Origin of the sequence: Micromonospora sp. NPDC047527 (assembly GCF_040643015.1) — a bacterium.
Lineage (GTDB): Bacteria > Actinomycetota > Actinomycetes > Mycobacteriales > Micromonosporaceae > Micromonospora.
Genome location: NZ_JBEYTK010000007.1, coordinates 149566 through 174092, shown reverse-complemented (window position 1 = coordinate 174092; position 24527 = coordinate 149566). Strand labels below are relative to the sequence as shown.

28 protein-coding genes are annotated in these 24527 nt (G+C 73.1%); 1 reads left to right on the top strand and 27 read right to left on the bottom strand.

The window, feature by feature from the left end; all coding sequences use genetic code 11:
* Nucleotides 1-5: 5 nt before the first annotated feature.
* The 9 genes from ABZ808_RS25280 to hisD form a co-directional block, all read right to left on the bottom strand.
* Entirely contained in the window at nucleotides 6-452 is a 447-nt protein-coding gene (locus tag ABZ808_RS25280) for a MarR family transcriptional regulator (RefSeq protein WP_357011041.1), read from the bottom strand.
* A gap of 84 nt (nucleotides 453-536) precedes the next feature.
* Nucleotides 537-926, bottom strand: a complete 390-nt coding sequence (locus tag ABZ808_RS25275) for a RidA family protein (RefSeq protein WP_357011039.1) — start codon at nucleotides 924-926, stop codon at nucleotides 537-539.
* Nucleotides 923-1648 (bottom strand): bifunctional 1-(5-phosphoribosyl)-5-((5-phosphoribosylamino)methylideneamino)imidazole-4-carboxamide isomerase/phosphoribosylanthranilate isomerase PriA, encoded by a 726-nt coding sequence (gene priA, locus ABZ808_RS25270; RefSeq protein ID WP_357011037.1) that lies wholly within the window; start codon nucleotides 1646-1648, stop codon nucleotides 923-925. The genes ABZ808_RS25275 and priA overlap by 4 nt, the downstream gene beginning before the upstream one ends.
* Before the next feature lie 14 nt (nucleotides 1649-1662).
* Nucleotides 1663-1986 (bottom strand): hypothetical protein, encoded by a 324-nt coding sequence (locus ABZ808_RS25265; RefSeq protein WP_357011035.1) that lies wholly within the window; start codon nucleotides 1984-1986, stop codon nucleotides 1663-1665.
* Nucleotides 1987-2022: 36 nt separating this feature from the next.
* Entirely contained in the window at nucleotides 2023-2655 is a 633-nt protein-coding gene (hisH, locus tag ABZ808_RS25260) for an imidazole glycerol phosphate synthase subunit HisH (RefSeq protein WP_357011033.1), read from the bottom strand.
* A gap of 7 nt (nucleotides 2656-2662) precedes the next feature.
* Nucleotides 2663-2833 carry a hypothetical protein gene (locus tag ABZ808_RS25255; protein WP_357011031.1) on the bottom strand — a complete coding sequence of 57 codons (171 nt, stop codon included), beginning with the start codon at nucleotides 2831-2833 and terminating at the stop codon, nucleotides 2663-2665.
* Entirely contained in the window at nucleotides 2833-3444 is a 612-nt protein-coding gene (gene hisB / locus ABZ808_RS25250) for an imidazoleglycerol-phosphate dehydratase HisB (RefSeq protein ID WP_357011029.1), read from the bottom strand. Before hisB ends, ABZ808_RS25255 begins: the two co-directional genes overlap by 1 nt.
* A complete protein-coding gene (locus tag ABZ808_RS25245; RefSeq protein WP_357011027.1) occupies nucleotides 3441-4550 on the bottom strand; it encodes a histidinol-phosphate transaminase in 1110 nt (369 codons plus the stop codon). Before ABZ808_RS25245 ends, hisB begins: the two co-directional genes overlap by 4 nt.
* Nucleotides 4547-5869: a histidinol dehydrogenase gene (gene hisD / locus ABZ808_RS25240; RefSeq protein ID WP_357011025.1), complete on the bottom strand. Its 1323-nt coding sequence runs from the start codon at nucleotides 5867-5869 to the stop codon at nucleotides 4547-4549. Before hisD ends, ABZ808_RS25245 begins: the two co-directional genes overlap by 4 nt.
* A 106-nt stretch (nucleotides 5870-5975) precedes the next feature.
* Between hisD and ABZ808_RS25235 the strand changes: the two genes are divergently transcribed.
* Nucleotides 5976-6680, top strand: coding sequence for an LON peptidase substrate-binding domain-containing protein (locus ABZ808_RS25235; protein WP_357011023.1), 705 nt, complete (start codon nucleotides 5976-5978; stop codon nucleotides 6678-6680).
* On the opposite strand, the gene ABZ808_RS25230 is transcribed toward ABZ808_RS25235, so the two are convergent.
* From ABZ808_RS25230 to ABZ808_RS25145, 18 genes are all read right to left on the bottom strand, one after another.
* Nucleotides 6595-7392, bottom strand: a complete 798-nt coding sequence (locus tag ABZ808_RS25230; protein ID WP_357011021.1) for a DUF2567 domain-containing protein — start codon at nucleotides 7390-7392, stop codon at nucleotides 6595-6597. The two genes, ABZ808_RS25235 and ABZ808_RS25230, sit on opposite strands and share 86 nt — an antisense overlap.
* A 70-nt stretch (nucleotides 7393-7462) precedes the next feature.
* Nucleotides 7463-9046 (bottom strand): AAA family ATPase, encoded by a 1584-nt coding sequence (locus ABZ808_RS25225; RefSeq protein WP_357011019.1) that lies wholly within the window; start codon nucleotides 9044-9046, stop codon nucleotides 7463-7465.
* 74 nt (nucleotides 9047-9120) lie between these two features.
* A complete protein-coding gene (locus ABZ808_RS25220; RefSeq protein WP_357011017.1) occupies nucleotides 9121-10134 on the bottom strand; it encodes a hypothetical protein in 1014 nt (337 codons plus the stop codon).
* Between the two features lie 42 nt (nucleotides 10135-10176).
* Nucleotides 10177-11121 (bottom strand): RluA family pseudouridine synthase, encoded by a 945-nt coding sequence (locus ABZ808_RS25215; RefSeq protein ID WP_357011015.1) that lies wholly within the window; start codon nucleotides 11119-11121, stop codon nucleotides 10177-10179.
* Nucleotides 11118-11735 (bottom strand): signal peptidase II, encoded by a 618-nt coding sequence (gene lspA / locus ABZ808_RS25210; RefSeq protein WP_357011013.1) that lies wholly within the window; start codon nucleotides 11733-11735, stop codon nucleotides 11118-11120. The genes ABZ808_RS25215 and lspA overlap by 4 nt, the downstream gene beginning before the upstream one ends.
* Before the next feature lie 65 nt (nucleotides 11736-11800).
* Nucleotides 11801-12220 (bottom strand): TraR/DksA C4-type zinc finger protein, encoded by a 420-nt coding sequence (locus ABZ808_RS25205; protein ID WP_357011011.1) that lies wholly within the window; start codon nucleotides 12218-12220, stop codon nucleotides 11801-11803.
* Nucleotides 12221-12446: 226 nt separating this feature from the next.
* Entirely contained in the window at nucleotides 12447-13946 is a 1500-nt protein-coding gene (locus ABZ808_RS25200) for a potassium/proton antiporter (RefSeq protein WP_357011009.1), read from the bottom strand.
* Between the two features lie 22 nt (nucleotides 13947-13968).
* A complete protein-coding gene (locus ABZ808_RS25195; RefSeq protein ID WP_357011007.1) occupies nucleotides 13969-14274 on the bottom strand; it encodes a DUF167 domain-containing protein in 306 nt (101 codons plus the stop codon).
* Between the two features lie 11 nt (nucleotides 14275-14285).
* Nucleotides 14286-15044: a hypothetical protein gene (locus tag ABZ808_RS25190; protein ID WP_357011005.1), complete on the bottom strand. Its 759-nt coding sequence runs from the start codon at nucleotides 15042-15044 to the stop codon at nucleotides 14286-14288.
* 80 nt (nucleotides 15045-15124) lie between these two features.
* Nucleotides 15125-15928, bottom strand: a complete 804-nt coding sequence (locus ABZ808_RS25185; protein WP_357011002.1) for a DivIVA domain-containing protein — start codon at nucleotides 15926-15928, stop codon at nucleotides 15125-15127.
* A gap of 44 nt (nucleotides 15929-15972) precedes the next feature.
* Entirely contained in the window at nucleotides 15973-16278 is a 306-nt protein-coding gene (locus ABZ808_RS25180) for a YggT family protein (protein WP_355593008.1), read from the bottom strand.
* Between the two features lie 30 nt (nucleotides 16279-16308).
* Nucleotides 16309-17004: a cell division protein SepF gene (gene sepF, locus ABZ808_RS25175; protein WP_357011000.1), complete on the bottom strand. Its 696-nt coding sequence runs from the start codon at nucleotides 17002-17004 to the stop codon at nucleotides 16309-16311.
* A 190-nt stretch (nucleotides 17005-17194) separates the two neighbouring features.
* Nucleotides 17195-17938: a YggS family pyridoxal phosphate-dependent enzyme gene (locus tag ABZ808_RS25170; RefSeq protein WP_357010998.1), complete on the bottom strand. Its 744-nt coding sequence runs from the start codon at nucleotides 17936-17938 to the stop codon at nucleotides 17195-17197.
* A 9-nt stretch (nucleotides 17939-17947) separates the two neighbouring features.
* Nucleotides 17948-19063: a cell division protein FtsZ gene (gene ftsZ, locus ABZ808_RS25165; protein WP_357010996.1), complete on the bottom strand. Its 1116-nt coding sequence runs from the start codon at nucleotides 19061-19063 to the stop codon at nucleotides 17948-17950.
* A 245-nt stretch (nucleotides 19064-19308) separates the two neighbouring features.
* Nucleotides 19309-20127: an FtsQ-type POTRA domain-containing protein gene (locus ABZ808_RS25160; RefSeq protein WP_357010994.1), complete on the bottom strand. Its 819-nt coding sequence runs from the start codon at nucleotides 20125-20127 to the stop codon at nucleotides 19309-19311.
* The gene (gene murC / locus ABZ808_RS25155; RefSeq protein ID WP_357010992.1) at nucleotides 20124-21674 is read right to left on the bottom strand and encodes a UDP-N-acetylmuramate--L-alanine ligase; all 1551 of its coding nucleotides are present in this window, start codon (nucleotides 21672-21674) and stop codon (nucleotides 20124-20126) included. Before murC ends, ABZ808_RS25160 begins: the two co-directional genes overlap by 4 nt.
* Nucleotides 21671-22777: an undecaprenyldiphospho-muramoylpentapeptide beta-N-acetylglucosaminyltransferase gene (murG, locus tag ABZ808_RS25150; RefSeq protein WP_357010990.1), complete on the bottom strand. Its 1107-nt coding sequence runs from the start codon at nucleotides 22775-22777 to the stop codon at nucleotides 21671-21673. Before murG ends, murC begins: the two co-directional genes overlap by 4 nt.
* The gene (locus tag ABZ808_RS25145) at nucleotides 22777-24186 is read right to left on the bottom strand and encodes a putative peptidoglycan glycosyltransferase FtsW (protein WP_357011233.1); all 1410 of its coding nucleotides are present in this window, start codon (nucleotides 24184-24186) and stop codon (nucleotides 22777-22779) included. Before ABZ808_RS25145 ends, murG begins: the two co-directional genes overlap by 1 nt.
* Between the last annotated feature and the right edge of the window lie 341 nt (nucleotides 24187-24527).

Genomic DNA, 24527 nt, shown 5'->3' with positions numbered 1-24527 from the left:
GATGCTCACTGCTCCTTCTGTCGATGGATGGTGTCGGTGACCCGGGTGAGGGTGTCGCGTAACGCGACAAGCTCACCGAGGCCCAGCCCGGTGGCCTGCGCGATCCGCAGCGGGACGTCGCAGAGCTGCTCCCGCAGCGCCCGGCCCGCCTCGGTGAGGCCCACCTCGACCCGCCGCTCGTCGCGCGCCGACCGCCGCCGCACCACCAGGCCCGCCGTCTCCAATCGCTTGAGCAGCGGGGAGAGGGTGCCGGAGTCGAGCCGCAGCTCGGCGCCCAGCTCGGAGACCGTGGGGGCGTCGTCGGGGCGTTCCCAGAGCACCAGCAGCACCAGGTACTGCGGGTAGGTGAGCCCGAACTCGTCGAGGATCGGCCGGTAGACGTCGGTGAGGGCGCGCGACGCGGCGTAGAGCGCGAAGCACACCTGCCGGCGCAACAGCAGATCATCGGTCACCGGGGAACCGTAGCCCACAACTGAATTGTGCACAACTTATCGGGCCGCGAAACGGCCGGGATGACGGTCACCGTCGGGCCGACCTCAGCGATCGCCGAGGTACGCCTCCAACTCCACCTCGACCAGATGCTCCGGATCCAGCAGACCGGCCACCACCACCAACGTCGCGGCGGGCCGCACCGCGCCGAAGACCGCGTTGTGCGCCCGGCCCACCTCATCGGCGTGCAGCCGGTCCGTCACGTACATCCGGGTCCGGACCACGTCGCCCGGCTCCGCCCCCACCTCGGCGAGCGCGTCCAGCGCGATCCGCAGCGCCTGCGCGGTCTGCGCGGCGGCGTCACCGACGTGCACCACCCGACCCTCCACTGTGGCCGTGCAGCCCGCCGTGAAGGCCCGGTCGCCGGCCCGGACCACCCGTGAGTAGCCATACTGCTGCTCCCACGGGCCGCCCGAGCCGAGGCGGGTGACCGTCACGCCTCGGCCAGCGTGCGCAGCGCCTCGGCCACGGTGAAGGCACCCGCGTAGAGCGCCTTGCCGGCGATCACGCCCTCCACCCCGAGCGGCGCCAGCGTGGACAACGCCCGCAGATCGTCCAACGTGGACACCCCGCCCGACGCGATCACCGGCCGGTCGGTACGGGCACACACCTCGCGCAGCAGCTCCAGGTTCGGGCCGCGCATCGTGCCGTCCTTGGTGATGTCGGTGACCACGTACCGGGTCGCGCCCGCCTTGTCCAGCCGCTCCAGCACCTCGTACAGGTCGCCGCCGTCGCGGGTCCAGCCCCGCGCCGACAGGGTACGACCGCGCACGTCCAACCCGATGGCGACCCGATCGCCGTACTCCCCCAACACCCGGTCACACCACTCCGGGTCCTCCAGGGCGGCGGTGCCGATGTTCACCCGCGCCGCCCCCGTGCCCAACGCCGCGCGCAGCGACTCGTCGTCGCGGATGCCACCGGACAACTCCACCTTCACGTCCAACTGACGCACCACCTCCGCGAGCAGGTGCGCGTTGGTGCCCCGACCGAAGGCCGCGTCCAGGTCGACCAGGTGGATCCACTCGGCGCCGTCGCGCTGCCACGCCAACGCCGCGTCCAGCGGCTCGCCGTAAATGCTCTCGCTGTCGGCGGCGCCCTGCACGAGCCGGACAGCCCGGCCGTCGGCGACATCCACGGCGGGTAACAGGGTGAGGCTCAAGGTCTTCTCCTCGATCAGGTACGGCGGTCCAAGGCGATCACCACGATCGCCGGCAGTACGAGCAGCAACAGCACGATCAGCGCGATACGCAACGCCAGGTTGTCGACGAACGTCCAGATCAGAATCATCGCCGCCCCGGTGAGCAGCACGATCGCGGCCCGCTCACCCCGGGTGTGCCGGGCCAGCCGACCCGACCGGCCCCGCCGCACCTGCGGCGTCAACCGGCGAACCAGCGCCCGACGGCGCTGCCGGCGGGCCACCCGACGCTGCCGGACCACCCGTTCCCGGGCCAGCACCGCCTCCCGCTCCGCGCGGCGACGGGCGCGTTCCCGGCTCACCGCGACACCCCGCGACCAGGCAGCGGGCGACTGCGCTCAGTCACCACTGGGCAGCGTGGCAAGCCAGTTGCGCAGCAGCGCGGCACCGGTGTCGGCGGACTTCTCCGGATGGAACTGAGCAGCCGACAGCGGCCCACGCTCCACCGCGGCCACGAAGTCGGTGTCATGGTGGGCCGTCGTCACCGTGGCGCCGGACGCCGCCAACGCCGCCGGGTCACCCATCGCGTACGAGTGGACGAAGTAGAAGCGGCTCCCAGCCGGCAGGCCCGCGAACAGCACCGAACCCCGAGCCGCCCGCACCGTGTTCCAGCCCATGTGCGGCAACCGGGCAGCGGCCAGACGGGTCACCCCGCCGGGCAACAGACCGAGGCCCTTGGTCACCACCCCGTGCTCCTCGCCGTACTCGAAGAGCACCTGCATGCCCACACAGATGCCGAGCACCGGCCGGCCCGCCGCGACCCGCTCGGCGATCACCGGGCCCGCGCCGAGCGCCTCGATGCCGGCCATGCACGCCGCGTACGCGCCCACGCCCGGCACCACCAGACCATCAGCGGCAGCCGCCGCGGCGAGGTCGTCGGTCACCCGCACGGCCGCCCCGGCCGCCGCCAACGCCCGCTCCGCCGACCGCAGGTTGCCCGAGCCGTAGTCCAGCACCACCACGTCACTCATCGTGCGCTCACCCGTCCCCCGGCAGCAGCCGCAGCACCCCGGCGACCGTGGCGAGCACCGCGAGCACAGCGGTGATCAGCACGGCGACCTTCGGCGCGCCCTGCCGGTACAACGACCAGGTGCCACCCACCAGCACCCCGGCCAGGATCAGCAACAACGTCGGCAACGCGCCACCCATTAGAGAGCACCCTTCGTGCTCGGAATCGCGCCCGCCGCCCGCGGGTCGATCGCGGTGGCCTCCCGCAGCGCCCGCGACACCGCCTTGAACTGCGCCTCCACCACGTGGTGCGCGTCCGGGTGACCACCCGGGCGGGCCGCCCGCAGCACGTCGACGTGCAGGGTGACCCGGGCCGCCTGACCGAACGACTCCCAGATGTGCCGGGTCATGCTTGTCGCGTACACCGGCCCGATGTACGGCGCGAGCAGCGGCTCGTCGTGCACCACGTACGGCCGGCCGGACAGGTCCACCGCGGCCCGCACCAGCACCTCGTCCATCGGCACCGTCGCCGACCCGTACCGCCGGATGCCCGCCTTGTCGCCCAGCGCCTGGTCGAACGCGGCGCCCAGAGCCAGCGCGGTGTCCTCCATCGTGTGGTGCGCGTCAATCTCCAGGTCACCCACGGTCTGCACGGTCAGGTCGAAGCCGCCGTGCCGGGCGATCTGGTGCAGCATGTGGTCGTAGAAGCCCACGCCGGTGCTGATCTCGGCCGTCCCGGTGCCGTCAAGGTCGATCTCGACGAGGACCTTGGTCTCCTTGGTGATCCGCTCCACCCGGGCGGTCCTGCTCATGTGTTGCCTTTCGGTCGCGACTGCGGGGCGCGCAAGCTCACAGTCTCCATCGCGCTAAGGAAAGCATCGGTCTCGGCGGGGGTGCCGGCTGTCACGCGCAGCCAGCCCGGCAGGCCGACGTCGCGGACCAGCACCCCCTGTTCCAGCAGGGCACGCCAGGCGGTCGCCTGGTCGCCACCCACCTCGAACAGCACGAAGTTGGCGTCGCTGTCGGCCACCCGAAGACCGCGCCCGCGCAGCGTCGTCACGATCCGGTCCCGCTGCACCATGATCGCGCTCACCGTACCGAGCAGGGCGTCGCGGTACGCGAGCGCCGCGCGGGCGGCGGCCTGGGTCAGCGCGGACAGGTGGTACGGCAACCGGACCAACTGCACCGCCTGGACCACCGCCGCGTCGGCCGCCAGGTAACCCAGCCGGCCGCCGGCGAACCCGAACGCCTTGCTCATCGTCCGGGTGACCACCAGCCGCGGATGCCCGGGCAGCACCGCGAGGGCGCTGACCGTGCCGGGCCGGGCGAACTCGGCGTACGCCTCGTCGACCACCACCATGCCCGGTGCCGCGTCGAGCACCGCGGCGACCACCGCGGGGTCCAGTGCGGTGCCGGTGGGGTTGTTCGGCGAGCAGAGGAAGACCACGTCGGGCCGGTGCTCGCGGACCTGGGCCACCGCCTCGTCGGCGGTCAGCCCGAAATCGACGCCGCGCCGCGCCGGCACCCACCGGGTGCCGGTGCCGAGCGCCAACAGCGGGTGCATCGAGTACGCCGGCACGAAGCCGAGCGCGGTGCGACCCGGGCCACCGAACGCCTGGAGCAGCTGCTGCTGGATCTCGTTGGAGCCGTTGGCCGCCCACACCTGCTCGACGGTGAGGTCGTGCCCGAGATAGTCGGCCAGGTCGGCGCGCAGCGCCACGGCGTCCCGGTCCGGATAGCGGTTCAGCTCGCGCAACTCGGCCGCGAGGGCCTTGCCGATCGCGTCGACCACCGGCTCCGGCACCGGGTAGGAGTTCTCATTGGTGTTGAGCCGCACCGGCACGTCCAGCTGCGGCGCCCCGTACGGGGTCAGCCCGCGCAGGTCGTCACGGATCGGCAGGTCGTCGAGGCTCGTCACGCCGGCCCTCCCGGGAAGCGGGCCTGAACGGCCTGGCCGTGCGCGGGCAGGTCCTCCACGTTGGCCAGGGTGACCACGTGCGGGGCCACCTCGCGCAGGGCGGCCTCGGTGTACTCGATCAGGTGCACACCGCGCAGGAAGGACTGCACCGACAGACCCGAGGAGTGCCGGGCACAGCCGCCGGTGGGCAGCACGTGGTTGGAGCCGGCGCAGTAGTCGCCGAGCGACACCGGCGACCAGGCGCCCACGAAGATCGCCCCGGCGTTACGCACCCGCAGCGCCCACTCCCGCGCGTCGGCCGTCTGGATCTCCAGGTGCTCGGCCGCGTACGCGTCGACCACCCGCAGCCCCGCCTCAAGATCGTCGACCAGCACGACGCCGCTCTGCTCACCGGTCAGCGCGGTGGTCACCCGCTCGGTGTGCTTGGTGGCCGGCACCTGCCGGGCCAGCTCCCGCTCGACCGCCTCGACCAGCGCCAGCGACGGGGTGACCAGCACGCTCGCGGCGAGCGGGTCGTGCTCGGCCTGGCTGATCAGGTCGGCGGCGACGTGCGCCGCCTCGGCGGTGTCGTCGGCCAGGATGGCGATCTCGGTGGGCCCGGCCTCGGCGTCGATGCCGACCACGCCGCGCAGCAGCCGCTTGGCGGCGGTCACCCAGATGTTGCCCGGGCCGGTGATCAGGTCGACCGGCTCGCACCGCAGCTCACCGGCCGGGTCGACCGCCGAGCCGTAGGCCAGCATCGCCACCGCCTGGGCGCCGCCCACCGCGTAGACCTCGTCGACGCCGAGCAGCGCGCACGCGGCGAGCACCCGGGGGTCGGGCAGGCCGTCGTTGTCCTTCTGCGGCGGGCTGACCACCACCAGCGAGCGCACACCGGCCGCCTGGGCCGGCACCACGTTCATCACGACGGTCGACGGGTACATGGCCAGCCCGCCGGGGACGTAGAGGCCGACCCGGTCGACGGGCAGCCACCGCTCGGTGACCGTGCCGCCCGGCACCACCTGGGTGGTGTGGTCGGTGCGCCGCTGGTCGTCGTGCACGCGACGGGCCCGGCTGATCGACTCCAGCAGGGCGGCGCGTACGGCCGGGTCGAGCACCCCCTCGGCCTCGGCGATCGCCTCGACCGGCACCCGCAGCACCTCCGGCGAGACACCGTCGAACCGTTCGCTTGCCTCCCGGATCGCCGGGTACCCATGCTCGCGGACCGCCTCCACGAGCGGCTTGATCCGCTCGACGGCCACGGACACGTCGAGCTGGGCACGGGGCAGCAGGCGGCGCGGGTCACCGAGGCCACCGCGCAGGTCGATCCGATTCAGCACGCTTGCGAGTCTAGGCGGCGGGCCGGCCGCCCACCCGAGCTGCCCGGTCGGCGGGACGGTGAGCCGGACCACGCCGTCGCGGGCGGTATTGGTTAGGCTCGACCACGTGACCGCACGGCTGCCGGTGTTTCCGCTCGCAACGGTGCTCTTTCCCGGGTTGGTGCTGCCACTGCACATCTTCGAGGAGCGCTACCGCGCCCTGGTCCGGCATCTGGTCGACCTGCCGGAGGGCGCGCCGCGCGAGTTCGGGGTGGTCGCCATCCAGGCCGGGTGGGAGGTCGCGGCCACCGGGCCCGGTGGCCGCCCGACGCCCGGCGTGGGCGAGGTCACCCTGCACGAGGTGGGCTGCACCGCCGAGCTGCGCCAGGTGACCGAGTTGGACGACGGCGGCTTCGACATCGTCACGGTGGGCCGACGCCGGTTTCGGATCGCCGAGGTCGACGAGGCCGCCGCGCCCTACCTGACCGCCGAGGTCGAGTGGCTGCCCGAGCCGGCCGGGCCGGACGAGGTGGCCGACCTGCTGGCGGCGCGGGTGATCTCGGTGTTCCGGCAGTATCTCGGGCTGATCCGCGCCGACCCGGAGGAGATCTCCGAGCAGCTGCCGGAGGACCCGACCGTGCTCTCCCACCTGGTGGCGGCCACCGCGGCACTGACCGTGGACGACCGGCAGCGGCTGCTGGCGATCGACGACACCGCGGCCCGGCTCCGCGCCGAACTGCGGCTGCTCAACCGCGAGGCGGCTCTGCTGCGCCAGGTGCGGGCGGTTCCGGTGCCGCTGGCGGAACTGGCGTCCCCGCCGACGCCCAACTGAGGGCCGCCGGGTCGGGCTCGGGCCGCAGCGACGGCCAGCGTGACCATCCGGCCAGCAGCGTGTACGTGACGGCGGCGCCGAACGCCGGCAGCAGCAGGTTGCCGTGCGGCACCGGCAGCACCCCGAGCAGCCAGTCGACCCCACCGGCGCGCAGATCGGCGGGTTTGGTGAAGGCCTGCCCGGCGGGGGCGGTGTCCAGCAGCCGGTCGTAGGTCCCCAGGCCGATCCGACGCCCCACCTGCCAGGCCACGGGCGCGGCGGCCAGCGAACCCAGCACCGCGCCGAGCAGCCCGACGGGGCCGCGCCAGCGCCGCAGCAGAAACCACACGGCAAGCGCCGCGAGCACCCCGAAGGCCAGCCCGACGAGGCTGAACCAGCCGTCCGCGGCGATCGGCTGCTCCGGCTGGGGCTCGGCGTAGATGGCGCCTCCGGCGGTCTTGAGCACCGGAGTGTCCGGCGCGAGCGCCGCCCAGAGCAGCCCGAGGGGCGCACCCAGCACGGCCAGCGCGAGCGCGGCGCCGAGCACCGTCGCCCCGATCCGGCCCGGTCGGCGCGGCGGGCCCACCGGGAGGGGGCCGATGAGCCCGTCGGTGTCCGGCGGCGTACCGCTCAGGCTCTGGTCCTGGGCGAGCGGTTCCGCGGACGCCGCGGGTACGGACGGCTCGTCGCCGGGCGGCGCGGGCCGATCGGATTCGGGACTGTCGGGGTTCACCCGATGATCCTCTCAGCTCGCCGCCTGGGCCGTGCACGGTCGTCGGCGCTCCCGCCGATGACGTGACCGGTCACCGGGCGAACGGCTCCGCCATGATCGCGGCGGCGCGCAGCCACGCCTGTCGGGTCTCCGGCTGGAGCTGGTGGTATTCGATCGACGACCCGGTCTCCAGCGCGGGGTCGTACGGCACCACGGCCACCGCCCGGGTGCGGGTGGCGAAGTGCCGTTCCAGGTCGTCCTGTAGGGGCGAGCGCCCCGGCGTCGGGCAGGAGATGAGGGTGACGGCGTTGTCGGCCAACTCGCCCATGCCCACCTCGTGCAGCAGGTCGAGCATCCAGTCGGCGCTGAACGCCGCGTCCTCCCGCGGCACGGTGGTCACCACCAGTTGGTCGGCGGCCTGCATCACGGTGCGCCAGTTGGGACTCTCCACGTTGTTGCCGGTGTCCACACAGACCACGTCGTGGGTACGCCGCAGCAACTCCAGCACCCGCTTGACGGTGAACTGGTCCAGCCGCTGGGCGAAGCGTGGGCTCTCCTCGCCGGCCAGCACGTCGTACGAGCCGTCGGAGGCGTGCCGCAGGTAGTCGTCCAGCCGCTCCAGCAGGGTCGAGCCCTCCAGGATCTCGATCTGGGCCAGGTCGCTGATCAGATGCCGGATGGTGCGGGCGTGTCGGGCGCTGCCGGCGCGCAGCCCGAGGGTGCCCCGCAGTTCGTTGTCGTCCCAGGCCAGCACGCCGCGCCCGCGAACGCTGCCGACGGTGGCGGCGGCGAGAACGGTGGCCGTGGTCTTGTGCACCCCGCCCTTGGGGTTGGCGAACGCGAACACCCGGGGCGTGCCCAGGTCGCGGCGGAGCACCCCGGTGGCGCGCTCCACCTCCTGGTCGACGCCCTGCGGGCGCCACTCGATGCGGGCCGGGTAACCGCGCTCGGCGAGCGCCGAGCCGACCGGCGGCGGGGTCACCGGCGGGGCAGGCGGCGGGACCGGCGCGGCGGGTGCCGGCGGGACCGGCGCCGACGCCGGATAGCCGGTGTCCGGCCGGTAACCGGTCTCCAGCAGCGCGTACCGGGACTCTGGTGGAGGCCCGCCCTGCCGGTAGCCGTTGTCCAGTAGCGCGTACCGCGACTCGACCGGCGCGTCCCGGCGCGGCTCCGGCTCAGCCGGGTAGTCCGGCTCGGTGCGGTAGCCCGGCTCGGCCCGGTAGGCGGGATCGGCCCGAAAGTCCGGCTCCGACCGGTAGGCGGGCTCGGACCGGTACGCCGGGTCGGACCGATAGGCGGGCTCGGCGCGGTAGTCCGGCTCCGCGCGGTAGCCGGGCTCGGGTCGGTAGGCGGGCTCGGCGCGATAGTCCGGCTCCGACCGGTAGGCGGGGTCCACCCGGTAGGTCGCCTCGGCCCGGTAACCGGGGTCCTGGCCGTACGTCAGCTCGGCCGGATGCCCGATGGCCGGTGCCCGCCCGGCGTAGCCGTTGGGTGCCGCGCGCCGCGGCAGGGGGTCCGGCGGCGGCTCGTCGGCCCGGCGGTCGGGCTCGGCCTGTTCCGCGGCGCGGCCACCCAGCCGGGCGCGGTCCAACAATGCCCGCCACCTCGGTGCTGGTTCGGCCGGCCGGCCCCAGCCGGTCTCACTGCCCTCCACGGCCCGCCCTCCCAGCGCCATCGATCTCCGTCTGACAGGCTACGAACGAAACCCTATTCGGACCACACCGGAGTACGCACACCACCCGACTCGGATCACGACGGGGAGGGCTCCAGCGGCCCGGCGCCGGTGACGTCCGGGGAGGTGGTGACGCTCGTGGGAGCCTGTTCGGTGGGCGCGACCGAGGACCGCTCCGGTGACGGAATCGTTACGACCGGTGCGGGTTCCGACGATTCGCCCACCGGCACCGGGAGCGCCGGCGTGATCGACTCGCCCGTCGGGGCCGGGGTCGGTGCCGGCCCGGTGTCGGCCGGCGGACGGACCACGTCGCGCTGCTCGGGCAGCGGCGCGGTGAAGACCGTGCGGTCCAGTCGGTACACCTCGGGGGCAGGGTCGACGGCCCGCACGGCCGGCCGGGACGCCACACCCCGCAGCACCTGCGGCGCCGCGCGCACCACCGCCGCGTAGACGCAGGCGCAGCCGGTGCGGTACGCCGACGCCTCGGCGCTCGCCACCTCGGCACTCGTGTGGTACCACTCGCGCAGTTCGCGGTCGGCGGCGTCGCCGTCGAGCGCGGCGGCCCTGGCCCGGTAGTCGGCGGCCTCGCCGTCCTTACGGGCGGCCACCTGCGCCATCCCGACCACCACGTCGTCCGGCACCCGCAGCGCGGGGATCTTGACGATCTCGGTCTGCCGGCCCGGCAGCGGCACCCGCCCGAAGACCGCCGAGACTCCGACGTCGCCGAGCACCTCGGCCAGTCGCTGCGGTGGCAGGTACGCGTCCAGCGTCACCAGGGCGTACGTCCCGTCGCCGGCGGCCGGTGCGGCCGAGGGCAGGGCCGCCAGGTCGGCCGCGGCGGAGCGCAGGTAGCCGGGGACGGAGTCGCCGTCGGACACCCCGACCCGGGTCACCTCGCCCACCGTCCGATCGCCCACCGGTCGATCGTCGGCAGCCCAGACGGCGGTGCCCAGCACCGCCGCCACGGACAGGACGGCGGCCCAGGTGAGCACGCTGGACCGCGCCGACCGGTCGGCCAGCCGGGCCACCGCACGGGTCAGCGGCGGCAGCAGCCGTTGGTCCAACTGCCGCAGCAGGTCGCCGGCGCGCACGGGCTGGATCCCCTCGTCGGGTGGGTGTCGGGCGGTCGCCGCTCAGTCACGAAGGATCTCAAGCGCACGTTCCAGGTCGTCAGGGTAGTCGCTGACGAACCGGACCTCGTCCCCCGTTCGGGGGTGCGAAAAGCTCAATTCGCGAGCGTGCAGCCACTGTCGGGCCAGACCCAGACGGGCCGAGAGGGTGGGATCGGCACCGTACGTGAGGTCACCCACGCACGGGTGCCGCAGGGTGGAGAAGTGCACCCGGATCTGGTGGGTCCGGCCGGTCTCCAACCGGACGTCGACGAGGCTGGCAGCCGGGAACGCCTCCAGCGTGTCGTAGTGGGTGATGCTCGGCTTGCCACCGGAGACCACCGCCCAGCGGTAGTCGTGGGTGGGGTGCCGGTCGATCGGCGCGTCGACGGTGCCCCGCAGCGGGTCCAGGTGGCCCTGCACCACCGCGTGGTAACCCTTGTCCACCTCGCGGTACTTGAAGGCCCGCTTCAACGACGTGTACGCCTGCTCGCTCTTGGCCACCACCATGATGCCGGTGGTGCCCACGTCGAGCCGGTGCACCACACCCTGCCGTTCGGCGGCACCGCTGGTGGAGATGCGGTGGCCGATCGCGGCGAGCGCGCCGATCACCGTCGGGCCGGTCCAGCCGGGGCTGGGGTGCGCGGCCACGCCGACCGGCTTGTCCACCACGACGATGTCGTCGTCGGCGTACACCACGCGCAGGCCGGGCACCGCCTGCGGCACCACGGTGGGCGGGGCGACCGGCGCGGGCAGCGTGACGTCCAGCCAGGAGCCGGCCTTGACCTTGTGCGAGTTGGGTCGGGCGGCGCCGTCGACCAGGGCATCCCCCGCGTCGACCAGGGCCGCGGCGGCGGTGCGGGACAGGCCGAACAACCGCGCCACCGCCTGGTCCAGGCGCATTCCGTCGAGGCCGTCGGGCACGGGCAGGGAACGGTGGTCGCCGCCAGCGGCGAACGCGGAGGTCATGCCCGCTCCTTCTGGTCGGCGCCCTCGGTGGCGGCGCTCGCATCGATCGGCTTGCCGTCCCGGCCGAGCCGCCGACCGTCGCGCTGACGGCCGGTCACCTCCAGCAGCACGGCCAGCACCACACCGCAGAACAACGAACTGTCAGCCACGTTGAACACCGGGAAGTACTCGCCGTATGGCCCGAAGACACTCACGAAGTCGACGACGTGCCCGTGCAGCGGTGCGGGCGCCCGGAAGATCCGGTCCGTGAGGTTGCCCAGCGCGCCGCCGAGCACGAGGCCCAGGGAGATCGCCCACGGCAGTGAGCGCAGCCGCAGCGCCATGAAGACGATCCAGCCGACCACGCCGATGGTGATCAGCGGAAACACCCAGGTGTAGTCCGAGCCGATGCTCCACGCGGCGCCGCTGTTGCGGGTCAGGCTCAGGTAGACCAGCCCGCCGAGCACCCGGACCGGCTCCCGGTCGGTCAACCCTGCCAGCGCGAGGTGCTTGGTGAGCAGATCGGTCAGCAGGGACACCAGGGCGACCCCGGTGAGGATCACGACGGCCCGGCGCCGGGCTCTGCCGCCACCCGGGTCGGTACGGCCGGGTTCCTCGGACGGTGCTGCGGTCATGCGCTCCCCATCGACAGTCTCGGCGGTGATCGCTCACCGTCTCATCGCAGATGGGGAACGGGGTCTCAGCGCCGCTCCGCCAACTGCTTGCACGTCACGCACAGGGTCGCCGACGGGAAGGCGGCGAGGCGCTCGACCGGGATCGGGTTGCCGCACCGCTCGCACCAGCCGTAACCACCCTCGTCGAGGCGCTCCAGGGCGCGCTCGACCTGTGTGATCCGTTCCAGGATGCTGTTGGCGAGAGAGATCTCCTGCTCCCGCTCGAACGTCTTGGTGCCGGTGTCGGCCTGGTCGTCCCCGGCCGAGTCGGTCAGCCGATCGCGCTGCAGCTCGGTGATCTCGCTCAGCGTCTGATCGTACTCGGCGCGAAGCTCGTCCCGCCGCGCCGCCAACGCCCCACGGATCTTCTCGGTCTCCGCCGCGCTGCGGGTGGCCTTGGCCACCGGCTTGCGGCCGGCGGTCCTGGTGTCGGCTGGCTTCGCCATGGGTCGCTCCCTCGGCCGCGGCGCCGCGTGGTCCGCAGCGCCTGGTCAGGGGGCGCCGACCAAGGCGTCCCCTATGTAGGAAAAGGGGCGCACGGCCACACTCGGCCGCGCACTCCGGAGGTTCGCAAGAATACGGAACGTACAGGCGTCCGACAACGTGCCGCACCGTCGCACCGCTCAACTGCCCCGAGCACTGCTTAACTGGGACAAAGGGAACGCTAGCAGATCAACGGACGGCCTCATCTCCGTACTCGCCAAACCACCGGGCCAACCGACCCCGCCGACTGACCGCCCGCAGCCGCTGTTCGGTGGCGTCGCGCACTCCACCGATGGCGACGATCAGCAGGCTGTCGCCGGTCTTGAGCCGGGTGTCCGGGCCGGGCACGAAACCCACCCCGTCGCGCAGCACCAGGGTGACCGAAGCGCCCACCGGCAGCCGCAGCTCGTCGACGTGCACGCCGGCCAGCCGCGACCCCGGCGGCACCTCTAGTTGCAGCAGATCCGCCCGCATCCGCTCCAGCGGCGCGGTCTCCACGTGGATCTCGGTGGCCTCGGCCGGCGCGGTGGTCCCCAGCCAGCGGGCGAACGGCCCCAGCGTGCTGGCCTGCACCAAGGTGAAGATCACCACCAGCACGAAGACCGCGTCGAAGAGGCGATCCGCGCCGGGCACCCGTTCGGAGAGCGGAATGGTGGCCAGCACGATCGGCACCGCACCCCGCAGCCCGGCCCAGGACAGGAAGGCCTGCTCGTGCAGGCCGACCCGGAACGGCAACGCCGACACGGCCACCGACAGCGGCCGGGCCAGCAGCACCAGCGCCAGCCCGGCGACCACCGCCGGCAGCACCGCCGCGTCCAACCGGCCCGGCGAGACCAGCAACCCGAGCAGCACGAACAGCCCGATCTGGGCCAGCCACGCCAACCCGTCGGCGAAGCCGAGAATCGCCTGCCGGTGCGAGAGCCGGGCATTGCCCAGCAGCACCCCGGCCACGTAGACGGCGAGGAACCCCGAGGCGTGCAGCACCGCGCCGGCGGCGTACGCCAGCACGGTGATTCCCACCGCCGCGATCGGGTACAGCCCGGCCGAGGGCAGGGCCGCCCGGCGCAGCGCCCAGGCGCCGGCGAGGCCCACCCCCACGCCCACCGCCGCACCGACAACCAGCTCGTAGCTGACCAGCCCGACCTCGTACCACCACGGATGCGCCCAGCCCTCGTGGGACAGCAGCACCACCAGCAGCACCACCGGAGCGTCGTTCATGCCGGACTCGGCCTCCAGCGTGGCCACCAGCCGGGGCGGCAGCCGCAGCCGACGCAGGGTGGCGAAGACGGCCGCCGCGTCGGTGGAGGACAGCACCGCGCCGTAGAGCAACGCCAGCCGCCAGTCCAACCCCAACAACAGGTGTACGGCGACACCGACCACCACGATGCTGACGACCACTCCGACCGTGGAGAGCGCGGAGGCCAAGCCGAGCACCGGCCGCAGCGTGCTCCACCGGGCGGTCAGGCCGCCCTCGGCGATGATGACGATGAGCGCGCAGAAACCGAGGGTCCGGGTCAGCTCGACGTCGTCGAAGCGGATGCCCAGCCCGCCCTCGCCGATCGCCACGCCGATCGCCAGATAGACGAGCAGGCTGGGCACCCCGAAGCGACTGGAGAGCCGGACCGCGCCAACGGCCACCAGCAGCACGGCCGCCCCGAGCAGCAGCGCGACATCCAGCCCGGGCGTCATGATTGCCTCGCCCGGGCGTTCCTCACCCGGCGGATCCGTCCCGCAGTCGGCGTAGCGCCTCGGACAGCTCCGGGCCGGGCCGGTCGACGAGGAAGAGCTTGTCCCGGCTGGCCGCGCCGGCACGCAGCGACACCGTGGCCTGCCGGACACCCAACGCGGTGGCGAGGGCACGGCGGGCCGCCTCGGTGGCCCGGCCGTCCACGGCCGGCGCGTGCACCGCGATCACCAGGGCGGGGCCGTGCGGGCCGTCGAAGCGGCCACCGACCCGGTCCCGGGAGGCGCCGGGCTTCACCCGCACCGCCACTGTGAGCGTGTCCTGCGGGGGCACCGGCGCGGCTTTCAGATCGGCCGGGCGTCGGCGAGCAGGGCGGTGGCCGGCGCGCAGTCCGCGCACGGCGTGAAGCCGAGCTCGACGGCCTCGGCGACCGGGAGAGTCTCCGGCAGTCGGCCGACGAGGTGCGGGCAGCCGGCAAGGTGATAGCGGGGGCGCCCGTCCACCACGTCGACGGGGCTGGGCAGCCGGGCCACCCGGGCCGCTTCGGCGGGGGTGATCGGTTGCTCGGCCGGCTCGTCGGCCAGCGAGTCGGCGACCGGAGCACCGGGCGTCTCGGCGGTGCGCGCCGTGAAGGGCGACGCCGGGCTGACGGGCGAGGAGCGCGACGGCGTGCCGTCGGCCGCGGGGCCGAACGGCGACTCGCGCTCGAACGGCGACGTGGGCTCGAACGGCGGGGCCGTGTCGAACGGCGCGTCGGGGTCGAACGGCGGCTCGGGTGGTTGCCGCCACCCGGTGCCGCCGTTACCGACCGTCGAAGGTACGTGCTGAACCGGCACGTCCGGCTCGACCAGCGGCGTCCCGTACGCGACACCCCGCCCGGACCGGCTGGCCGGGCGAGAGGTCGGGGGGATTCGCGGGCCGGGCCGACCCGGGTCCACCGTCGCGCGGTTGGCGGCAGCCTGGCGGGCGCCCACCACCAACGCCACGGCGGCCAGCAGGCTGGCCCCGATGGAGATGGTCAACATAATGCTGGAGCCACCGGCCAGGCCGAGCACCAGCAGCACCACAGCGACGAGGATGAGCAGAAGACTCGCAACTATCACGGCTCACCCCCGCCGCGTCGGACCCGTGAAGCAGGGCCGGCGACCGTCACCATCTGCGGACAGCGATCGCCGGCCGGTGCTCAGCGTCCAGATTCGAGGGCGCCGGAGCGCCCCCCGCCGTACGAACCGGCGAGACCCGCCGCGGCCAGCCCGTTGCCACCGGCGACCCGGCCCGCCTCGGAGCGGGTCATCTCGGCTTCGAGGCCCTGCCCGCGACCGTCGAGGTCCCGCAGCTGGCTCTCCAGGTACGCCTTGAGCCGGGTGCGGTACTCGCGCTCGAACTGCTTGAGCTCCTCGATGTGCTTCTGCAGCGCCGTGCGCTTGGCGTCCAGGCCGCCCATGGCCTCCTGGTGCCGCTGGCGGGCGTCCCGCTCCAGTGCGTCGGCCTTCGCGCGAGCCTCGCGGGTCACCTCCTCGGCCTTGCTGCGGGCCTCGGACAGGAGCTGGTCGGCCTCGCGACGCGCGTCGGACACGTGGTCGTCGGCGGTGCGCTGGGCCATCATCAGCACGCGCAGGGCCTGCTGCTCACCGTCACCGGTGACCGCGCCGGGACCGCCGGTCGCGCGGACCTGCTCCAGCTCGGCCTGCATCGCGCGGGCGGCCTGCTCGGCAGCGGACTTGTCGCGCTGCACCCGGTCCAGTTGGGCCTTGACGTCGTTGAGCTCCGCCGCCAGTCGGGCGTCGCCGCCGGGGCCGGCGGGGGCACCGCCACGGCCACCGCGCTCCACCTGGGCGCGCAGCTCGTTGTTCTCCTCGATGAGACGGGCGAGCTCGCGCTCGACCTCGTCCAGGAAGGCGTCGACCTCCTCCTCGTCATACCCCCGCTTGCCGATCGGCGGCTTTTTGAAGGCGACGTTGTGTACGTCGGCCGGGGTCAGCGGCATCGAAACTCCTCGGGTCAGTTGCGGCCGCGAAAGCGCGTCGGTCATCAGGCAGATGCCCTGATCGACGGCCCTAACACGAACTCCATCAGCACGAACAGGATAACCAGGAGCACAAGGGAGGCCAGGTCGATGCTCACGGTACCAATTCGCAGCGGAGGGATCACACGCCTCAACGCGTTGAGAGGGGGATCAGTGACGCTCCACACGGATTCCAGTCCGGCCGATGCGCCACGGCCCGGCTGCCATCGACGGCCGTACTGCAAGACGGCGCTCAACACGAACCGGGACAGAAGAACAAGCAGGAAGACATAAAGGACCAGATACAACACTTGCAGCAAGATCGACAACACGGTCAGCGACGTCCCTCGGGTCGGGCGGGGTCAACTCAGGCTGAAAAAACCGCCCTCAGCGATCTTGGCCTTGTCCTCCGCGGTGACCTGGACATTGGCCGGTGAGAGCAGGAACACCCGATTGGTCACGCGCTCGATCGTACCGCGCAGCCCGAAGGCCAGACCGGCGGCGAAGTCAACCAGACGGCGGGCATCGGCCTCATCCATCTCGGTGAGGTTGATGATCACCGGCACGCCATCGCGGAAGTGCTCACCGATGGTGCGCGCCTCCCGGTAGGTGGTCGGGTGCAGCGTGGTGATCTGGTAGCGCTGCTCCTCCTCGGGCGCGACGGCACGCTCGCGCGTCGTGGCCTGCGGCGCGAGAGCCAGATTGTCGCGCGTGTGGTAGGTCAGCGCGCCGGAACTCTCACCGGCCGACGACCGGGTGATCGACCGTACGCTGGACCGCTCGAGGCGCTCGGGACGCTCACCGTCACCACGGTCGGACTCGCCGGCCCGCCCGTTCGCCCGCTCGGAGAACCGACCCCGCTCGCTCGCCCGCGGCCGGGGAGCCGGTGGCTCCTCGGTGTCGTCGTCGTCCTCGTCGGCGAACTCCTCGGCGTACCGGCTCTGCCGGTACCGCGAATCACGGTAGCCACCCTTGTCGTAGCCACCGTCGTCGTAGGCCCGCTCGTCGTCTTCCTCGACCAGACCGAGCCAGACCCCCGCCTTGCGCAGTGCACCCATCCCGCGCCCTTCCGTCCGCCGTGCGGCACTCGCCCCCGTGCCATGTCGCCGGTCGCGAGTGGACAACCATGCCCATCGGACCGGAACGGCAATCCCCTGGCGCGCGATTCGCGTCGCACGCCACAACCCCCGACAAGGGGACGCCGTCCCTGAAACAACACTGATGTAATTTGCATGTCTCGCGGTCAGGCTACCGCAGCGTGGGACGCATTCCGAGCAACGCGCTACCGACGCGGACATGTGTCGCGCCATATCGGATCGCGATTTCCAGGTCGCCGCTCATTCCCGCGGACAACGCTGTCGCCCCTGGATGGACCGTCCGAAACGCCTCGGCCACCTCGGCCAGCCGGGCAAAGGCCCGCTCCGGCTGCCAGCCCAGCGGCGCGACCGCCATCAGGCCGGCCAGCCGCAGCGCCGGCGCGTCGGCCACCGCCTCGGCCACCGCCTCCAGCCCGACGCCCGGGTCGTCCGACCCGGGCAGTGCCCCACCGCGGGCCGGGTCGCCGTCGATGCTCACCTGCACCAGAGCGTCCAGCGGCCGTTCCCGGTCCGCCGCCGCCGAGGCCAGCGCCCGGGCCAGCCGCGCGCTGTCCACCGAATGCACGACGTCGGCGTACCGGACCACCGAGCGGGCCTTGTTCCGCTGCAGCTGGCCGATGAAGTGCCAGCGCGGGCTCACCCCGGCGGCGGCCACCTCGGCGGCCTTGCCGGCCGCCTCCTGGTCGCGGTTCTCCCCCATGTCGGTCACCCCGAGCCCGGCCAACGCCAGCACGTCGTCGGCCGGGTACGTCTTGGTCACCGCGATCATCGTGACCTCGGCGCGGTCCCGGCCCGCGTCCGCGCAGGCGTCGGCGATCCGGGCCCTCACCTGGGCCAGGCCGGCCGCGAGTTCGGCGCGCCGGTCCGGTCGTGCCATGGCTGAGCTGTCAGTCATCGGCGGTGCTCAGGACCCGTTCTTGAGGAAGTCGGGCACGTCCACGTCGTCGAAGAGCACGCGGCGCGGCGACTGGGTCGGCGCCGGCAGGGTGGCCGGCGGGGGCACCGGAGTGCTCTGCGGCGCCGGCTGGTTGGTGTTGGTCTTGCGGGTCGGCTCGGCCGCCTTGTACGCCGGCGTACCGCCGTCGAAGCCCGCCGCGATGACCGTCACACGGACCTCGTCGCCGAGCGCGTCGTCGATCACCGCACCGAAGATGATGTTGGCGTCCGGGTGGGCCGCGTCGGTGACCAGCTGGGCCGCGTCGTTGATCTCGAACAGGCCCAGGTCGGAGCCGCCGGCGATGGAGAGCAGCACGCCACGCGCGCCGTCCATGCTCTGCTCCAGCAGCGGGCTGGAGATGGCCGCCTCGGCCGCCTCGACCGCCCGGTTCTCCCCACGGGCGCTGCCGATGCCCATCAACGCGCTGCCCGCGCCGCTCATCACGCTCTTGACGTCGGCGAAGTCCAGGTTGATCAGACCCGGGGTGGTGATCAGGTCGGTGATGCCCTGCACACCGGAGAGCAGCACCTGGTCGGCGGTGCGGAACGCGTCCATCATGCTGATGCCGCGATCGCCGAGTGCCAACAGCCGGTCGTTCGGGATGACGATCAGGGTGTCGCACTGGTTGCGCAGCTCGTCTATCCCCGTCTCGGCCTGCACCTGGCGACGCTTGCCCTCGAAGGAGAACGGCCGGGTCACCACGCCGATGGTCAGCGCGCCGAGCTTGCGGGCGATGTTGGCCACCACGGGCGCGCCGCCGGTGCCGGTGCCGCCGCCCTCGCCGCAGGTCACGAAGACCATGTCGGCGCCCTTGAGCACCTCCTCGATCTCGTCGCGGTGGTCCTCGGCGGCGTTCTTGCCCACGTCCGGATTGGCCCCGGCGCCCAGCCCACGGGTCAGCTCCCGGCCGACGTCGAGTTTGACGTCGGCGTCACTCATCAGCAGCGCCTGGGCATCGGTGTTGATCGCGATGAACTCGACGCCCTTGAGCCCAACCTCGATCATCCGGTTGACGGCGTTGACCCCGCCGCCCCCGATGCCGACGACCTTGATGACCGCCAGGTAGTTGTGCGGAGGTGTCATCTCCGGTCCTTTCCCTTCGAGATTGGCTTCGGCCGACCGGGTACGGCGTGGCCAGCCCAGCGGCCGACGACAGCTGTCACCAGCGAGGGCCAGAGGTGAACCCTAACCCTCTACTAGAGGCTTACAGTTATGTCAACCACTGATCCTCTTCGGGGCAACGTAAGCGCCACCGCCCGATGAGCCAAGGACCTGACCGGCGTGTCGCCGCCGGAGCGCGACTCATCACGTCCCCGGATGCTCTCCGATCAGCGGAAGGTCACCACGTCCGGCGCGCTCACGTCGATCCGGTCGGCGTCCTCGTCGAGCAGCGCGGTAGCCACCCGGGCCTTGTCCGTACCCCTCGTCGCGTCACCCCAGACCACCGTGCGGTCCCCGCGCAGCCGCAGGCTGATCCGGGCCAGGCTCTCCACACTCACATCCACCAGTTCGGCGCGCAGCTGCGGGGTCAACGCCACCAGCACCTCCAGCGCGGCCCGGGTGCCCGGGTCGTCGGCGGCGGGCCGGGTCACCCGCACCAGCGGCAGGTCGGCAGGTCGGCGGGCCGCCGTCTGGAACGCCACGCCGCTGCGGTCGATCAGGGCGAACGCCTCCCCCTGCGGCACCGCCGCCACCGGGGTCCGTTCGGTCACCCGGACCACCAGCGCGCCCGGCCAGTCCCGGGTCACCGTGGCCCGCTCCACCGGCGCCAGCGCGCCGACCCGGCGCTCGGCGGCGGCCAGGTCAACCCGGGCCAGCGGCACCCCGTCGGGCACCCCCACCGCGTCGCGCACCTGCACCGCGGTGACCAGCTTCGCGCCCTCCACCGTCACCTCGCGGACCCCGAACAACCCGGTGCCGAGCACCGTCCAGGCGACCAGCCCGAGCAGCGCCAGCACCCCAGCGGCCACCGCCCACGGCAGCGCCGCGCGCATCCGGCGCTGCCGGGCGCGGGCCATGAACCGGCGGGTCGACGGCGGCACCGCGTCGCTGCCGGCCCGGACCAGCTGCCACCGCCGCACCGGCCCACGTCGCGGGGTGCCGCCCTCGGCGGCGCTGGTCCGCCCGCGGGCGGGGCCGGGGCTCATCCGGCCGGGGGCGCCGCGCCGTCCGGTGCGACGGTGCCGAGAGCCGCACCATCGCCACCGGCGGTGGACCCGCCGGGCACCGGCTGGCCGATCGCCACCGGATCGACTGTCGCCCTCGACGCGGAGCCGGAACTCCGCGCGCCCAGGGCGGCCAGCAACTCGTCACCCATCAGCGAGATCGGCGGGGCGCCCATGGTCACCACGACGTCCCCGGATCGGGCCCGGCGGGCCACCTCGACCGGCGCCGCCTCCCACGAGTCGACGAACACCTTCCGCTCGGCGGGCAACGCCACCGCCTCGATCAGCGCCGCCGACCCCTCACCGGGCTGACGCAGCTCGCCCGGCCCGAAGACCTCCAGCAGCACCACCTCGTCGGCAATGGCCAGCGCCTCGGCGATCTCCGCCTGCGAGTCCCGGGTCCGGTACAGCCGGTACGGCTGGAAGACCACGATCAGCCGCCCGTCCCCGGCCACCTCGCGCAGCGTCTGCATCGCCAGCGTCATCGAGGTCGGGTGGTAGGCGTACTCGTCGTAGACCAGCACGCCGTCCGCGACGCCCTTGCGCTCGAAGCGCCGCCGCACGCCGGGGAAGACCGCCAGCGCCGCCTCCGCGGCCTCCAGCGGCAGCTCCAGCAGGTACGCGGCCAGCACCGCCGAGGCGCTGTTCAGCCCCATGTGCCGGCCCGGCACCGGCAGCCGGAACTCGCCCAGCGACCGGCCGTCGATCGCGGCCAGGTAGCGCACTCCCCGCGCCGAGGAGACGATCTCGGTCAGCCGCAGGTCGGCGTCGTCGGCCGCGCCGTACGTGTGGACCCGGCGCCCCTCGGCGCGCAGCGTCGCGGCCAGCCGCCGACCACCCGGGTCGTCGGCACACGTGATGATGAACCCGTCCGGGTCGGTGAGCCGGGCGAACTCGACGAACGCCGCCTCCAGCGTCGCGTAGTCGCCGTAGGTGTTCAGGTGGTCCGCCTCGACGTTCGTGATGATCGAGACGTACGGGCGGTAGATGAGGAACGAGCGGTCACTCTCGTCCGCCTCGACCACGAAGTGCTCGCCGGTGCCGTGGTGGGCGCCCGAGCCGACCTCGGAGATCTCCCCGCCGATCACGAACGACGGGTCCACGCCGGCCTGCTGGAGCACCATCGTCACCATCGACGTGGTGGTGGTCTTGCCGTGCGTACCGGCCACCGCGATCGCACGGCGGCCCGTCATCGCCGCGGCGAGGGCTTCTGAGCGGTGCAGCACCCGCAGGCCGCGCCGACGCGCCTCGACCAGCTCCAGGTGGTCCTGCGGGATGGCCGAGGAGTAGACCACGGTGTCCACGCCGTCGAGGTTGGTCGCCTCGTGCGTCATGTGGATCGTCCCGCCCAGCGCCCGCAGGCCGGCCAGCGACGGCCACTCACGCAGCTCGCTGCCGGAGGTCGGGATGCCCCGGGTGAGGAAGAGCCGGGCCAGCCCGCTCATGCCGACGCCACCCACCCCGATCAGGTGGATGGTGCCCAGGTCCTCGGCGGTGAGTGTGCCGGCCGGGGTGAACTGCGCGGTCATCGGGCCACCGCCTCGACGACGAAGGAGCGCAGCGCCTCGTCACCGTCGCGCCGCCCGTACGCCGACGCGGCGGCGCCCATCGCGTACAGCCGCTGCGGGTCGCGGATCAGCGGAATGACGGCCCGCTCCAGCCAGTCCGGGGTGAGCTCGGCGTCGTCGACCAGCAGCCCTCCGCCGGCCTCGACCACCGGCAGCGCGTTGCGCTTCTGCTCCTGGTTGCTGTGCGGGTACGGCACGAAGATCGTGGGCAGCCCGATCGCGGCCACCTCGGCGACGGTCATCGCCCCGCCCCGGGCCAGCATCAGGTCGGCGGCGGCGTAACCCAGCTCCATCTCCGACAGGTAGGGCAGCGTCACGTACGGCACCGGCAGGTCGGTGGGGATCGGCACCGGCTCGTTGCGGGCGCCCATCACGTGCAGCACCTGCACGCCGTTGCGGGCCAGCTCCTTGGCCGCCCCGGAGACCGCCAGGTTGACCGAGCGGGCGCCCGACGAGCCGCCGGCGACGAAGAGCACCGGCAGGTCCGGGCGGAGCCCGAAGTGGGCGCGGGCGGCGTCGCGCAGCGCGTACCGGTCCAGTGAGGCGATGGAGCGGCGCAGCGGCACCCCGACCACTGTGGCGTGGCGCAGCGCCTCGGCCTGGCTCGGCTGATGGGGAAAGCCGACCGCGATGTTCTTGGTGAACTTCATGCCCAGCCGGTTGGCCACCCCCGGCGGCACGTTCACCTCGTGGATCACCATGGGCAGCTCACGCCGCCAGGCGGCCAGGTAGGCCGGCACCGAGACGTACCCGCCGAAGCCGACGACCACGTCGGCCCGCACCTCGTCGATCACCTTGCCCGCCGCGCGGGCCGCGGTCCACATCCGGCCCGGGGTGCGGACCAGGTTCATGTTGACCGACCGGGGCAGCTGGTATGCGGGGATCTGCCGCAGCTCGTAACCGTGCGGCGGGATCAGCTCGTTCTCCATGCCCTTCGGTGTGCCGAGGCAGGTGATTCGGACGCCCGGGTCGTGTCGGCGCAGGCAGTCGGCGAAGGCGAGCAGCGGGTAGATGTGCCCCCCGGTGCCACCTCCCGCGAGCACCACCGAACGCAGCGGACCCATCAGCGTCTCCTCTCGCTCGCCGAACCCGCGCGACTCCGGCCCTGCCCGGCGCCGCGCGGTGCGGCCTGGTCGTCCTGTCGCCGCTCACGGGACCGGGGCACGGACCCTCGGCCAGCCGGCGGCGTCGCCGGCCGGCGACGCCGGCCGGGAAGCGGCGGCAACGGGGCCCAGAGTAGTCGGACCCACCGGGCCGGCGGACGGGCATGCAGTGCTCTGGCCGCATCGGGTTCGGCGCGGGCGAAGGACGCCAGCATGCCGATCCCGGCCAACGTCACGACCAGGGCACTTCCGCCGTCGGAGATGAACGGCAGCGGCAGACCAGTGATCGGCAGCAGCCCGACCACCCCACCGATATTGATCACCGCCTGGCTCACCAGCCAGGTGGTGACGGCGGCTGCGGCGAGCCGCCGGAACGGGTCGTCGACCCGTCGGGCGATCCGCAGCCCGGTGTACGCGAGCACCGAGAACAGGCTCAGCACCACCGCGCAACCGATCACCCCGAGCTCCTCGGCGATGATCGCGAAGATGAAGTCGTTGTGCGCCTCGGGCAGCCAGTCCCACTTGAGGCTGCTCTTGCCCAGCCCGACGCCGAACCAGCCGCCGTGCTCGATGGCCAGTCGTCCCTGGTAGAACTGGTAGCAGGGGTCCCCGCACTGGTCCGGTGGCGGCGGGTTGAGAAACAGGGTGAGCCGCGCCAGCCGGTAGTTCTCCGCGCCGCGCTGACCGGAGCCGGCACCCAGCGAGGCCACCGCGATGAGCAGGCCGACGCCGAGCAGACCGATCACGGTCAGCGCGCCGAACACCCGCATCCGCACCCCGGCGGCCCAGAGCAGGCCGACCACCAGGGCCAGCAGGCAGAGCATGGTGCCCACGTCGTTGTAGCCGACCAGCACGAAGAGCAGCCCCATCACCGGGAAGAGCGGGGTGGCCAGCTCGCGCCACCAGCCCAGCGCGGCGCCCTTGCGGGCGACCAGGTGCGCGCCCCACAACACCAGCGCGAACTTGGCCAACTCGGAGGGCTGCACCTGGATCCCGCCGATGAACAGCCAGAGCAGCCGCGCCTCGATCGGGCCGATCCGGGCCGAGTCCTGGTCGGTCAGCCGGGCGTACGCGAGCAGCAGGTTGAGCAGCAGCAGCAGCCCGATCGCGGTGAACAGCAGCGGCCGACCCAGGGACCGGTAGGTGCTCGCGGGCAGTCGCTGGCAGACCCAGAACGCCCCGATGCCGATCACGGCGAAGATGGCCTGCTTGGTCACCGACGCCGAGGCGTTGCCACCCTCGGCGTAGTCGCGCACGCTGGTCGCCGAGAAGACCATGGTCAACCCGATCAGCAGCAGCAGGCCGGCGCTGGACAGCAGCAGGTAGTAGGAGGCCAGCGGCCGGTCCAGCAGGCCGCGCAGCGCGGCCAGCCCACCGGCCGCGTCCAGCGCGCTCAGCGGCACCGGCGCGGCGGCCTCCGGCTCCCGTGGCGCCGCACCCGGCACCGCCCCACGGGACCTGTCCGCCCCCCGCTTGTCGCCGGCCCCGTGCGAGCCGTCCGAACCGAGCGAGCCGTCCGAACCAAGCGTGTCGTCCGAGCCGCGCGGGCTGTCCGTGCCGCGCCTGGGATCCGGCCCACGCCTGCCGTCCGGGCCGCGCCTGGGGTCCGGCCCGCCCTCGTCGTCTGGCCCTGGCGCGTCGTCCGGCCCGGGCGGCGCCACCGGAGCCGCAGCGGTACGCCGCGCACCCGGTGATCGTCGCGGCCGGCCGC

Excerpts from the sequence above, each read along its gene's own strand:
- hisH (WP_357011033.1), bottom strand. The coding sequence starts at position 2,655 with ATGAGTGACGTGGTGGTGCTGGACTACGGCTCGGGCAACCTGCGGTCG.
- ABZ808_RS25255 (WP_357011031.1), bottom strand. The coding sequence starts at position 2,833 with ATGGGTGGCGCGTTGCCGACGTTGTTGCTGATCCTGGCCGGGGTGCTG.
- hisB (WP_357011029.1), bottom strand. The coding sequence starts at position 3,444 with ATGAGCAGGACCGCCCGGGTGGAGCGGATCACCAAGGAGACCAAGGTC.
- ABZ808_RS25225 (WP_357011019.1), bottom strand. The coding sequence starts at position 9,046 with ATGGCGCTGGGAGGGCGGGCCGTGGAGGGCAGTGAGACCGGCTGGGGC.
- ABZ808_RS25215 (WP_357011015.1), bottom strand. The coding sequence starts at position 11,121 with ATGACCTCCGCGTTCGCCGCTGGCGGCGACCACCGTTCCCTGCCCGTG.
- lspA (WP_357011013.1), bottom strand. The coding sequence starts at position 11,735 with ATGACCGCAGCACCGTCCGAGGAACCCGGCCGTACCGACCCGGGTGGC.
- ABZ808_RS25205 (WP_357011011.1), bottom strand. The coding sequence starts at position 12,220 with ATGGCGAAGCCAGCCGACACCAGGACCGCCGGCCGCAAGCCGGTGGCC.
- ABZ808_RS25200 (WP_357011009.1), bottom strand. The coding sequence starts at position 13,946 with ATGACGCCCGGGCTGGATGTCGCGCTGCTGCTCGGGGCGGCCGTGCTG.
- ABZ808_RS25185 (WP_357011002.1), bottom strand. The coding sequence starts at position 15,928 with ATGCCGCTGACCCCGGCCGACGTACACAACGTCGCCTTCAAAAAGCCG.
- sepF (WP_357011000.1), bottom strand. The coding sequence starts at position 17,004 with ATGGGTGCACTGCGCAAGGCGGGGGTCTGGCTCGGTCTGGTCGAGGAA.
- ABZ808_RS25170 (WP_357010998.1), bottom strand. The coding sequence starts at position 17,938 with ATGACTGACAGCTCAGCCATGGCACGACCGGACCGGCGCGCCGAACTC.
- ftsZ (WP_357010996.1), bottom strand. The coding sequence starts at position 19,063 with ATGACACCTCCGCACAACTACCTGGCGGTCATCAAGGTCGTCGGCATC.
- ABZ808_RS25160 (WP_357010994.1), bottom strand. The coding sequence starts at position 20,127 with ATGAGCCCCGGCCCCGCCCGCGGGCGGACCAGCGCCGCCGAGGGCGGC.
- murC (WP_357010992.1), bottom strand. The coding sequence starts at position 21,674 with ATGACCGCGCAGTTCACCCCGGCCGGCACACTCACCGCCGAGGACCTG.
- murG (WP_357010990.1), bottom strand. The coding sequence starts at position 22,777 with ATGGGTCCGCTGCGTTCGGTGGTGCTCGCGGGAGGTGGCACCGGGGGG.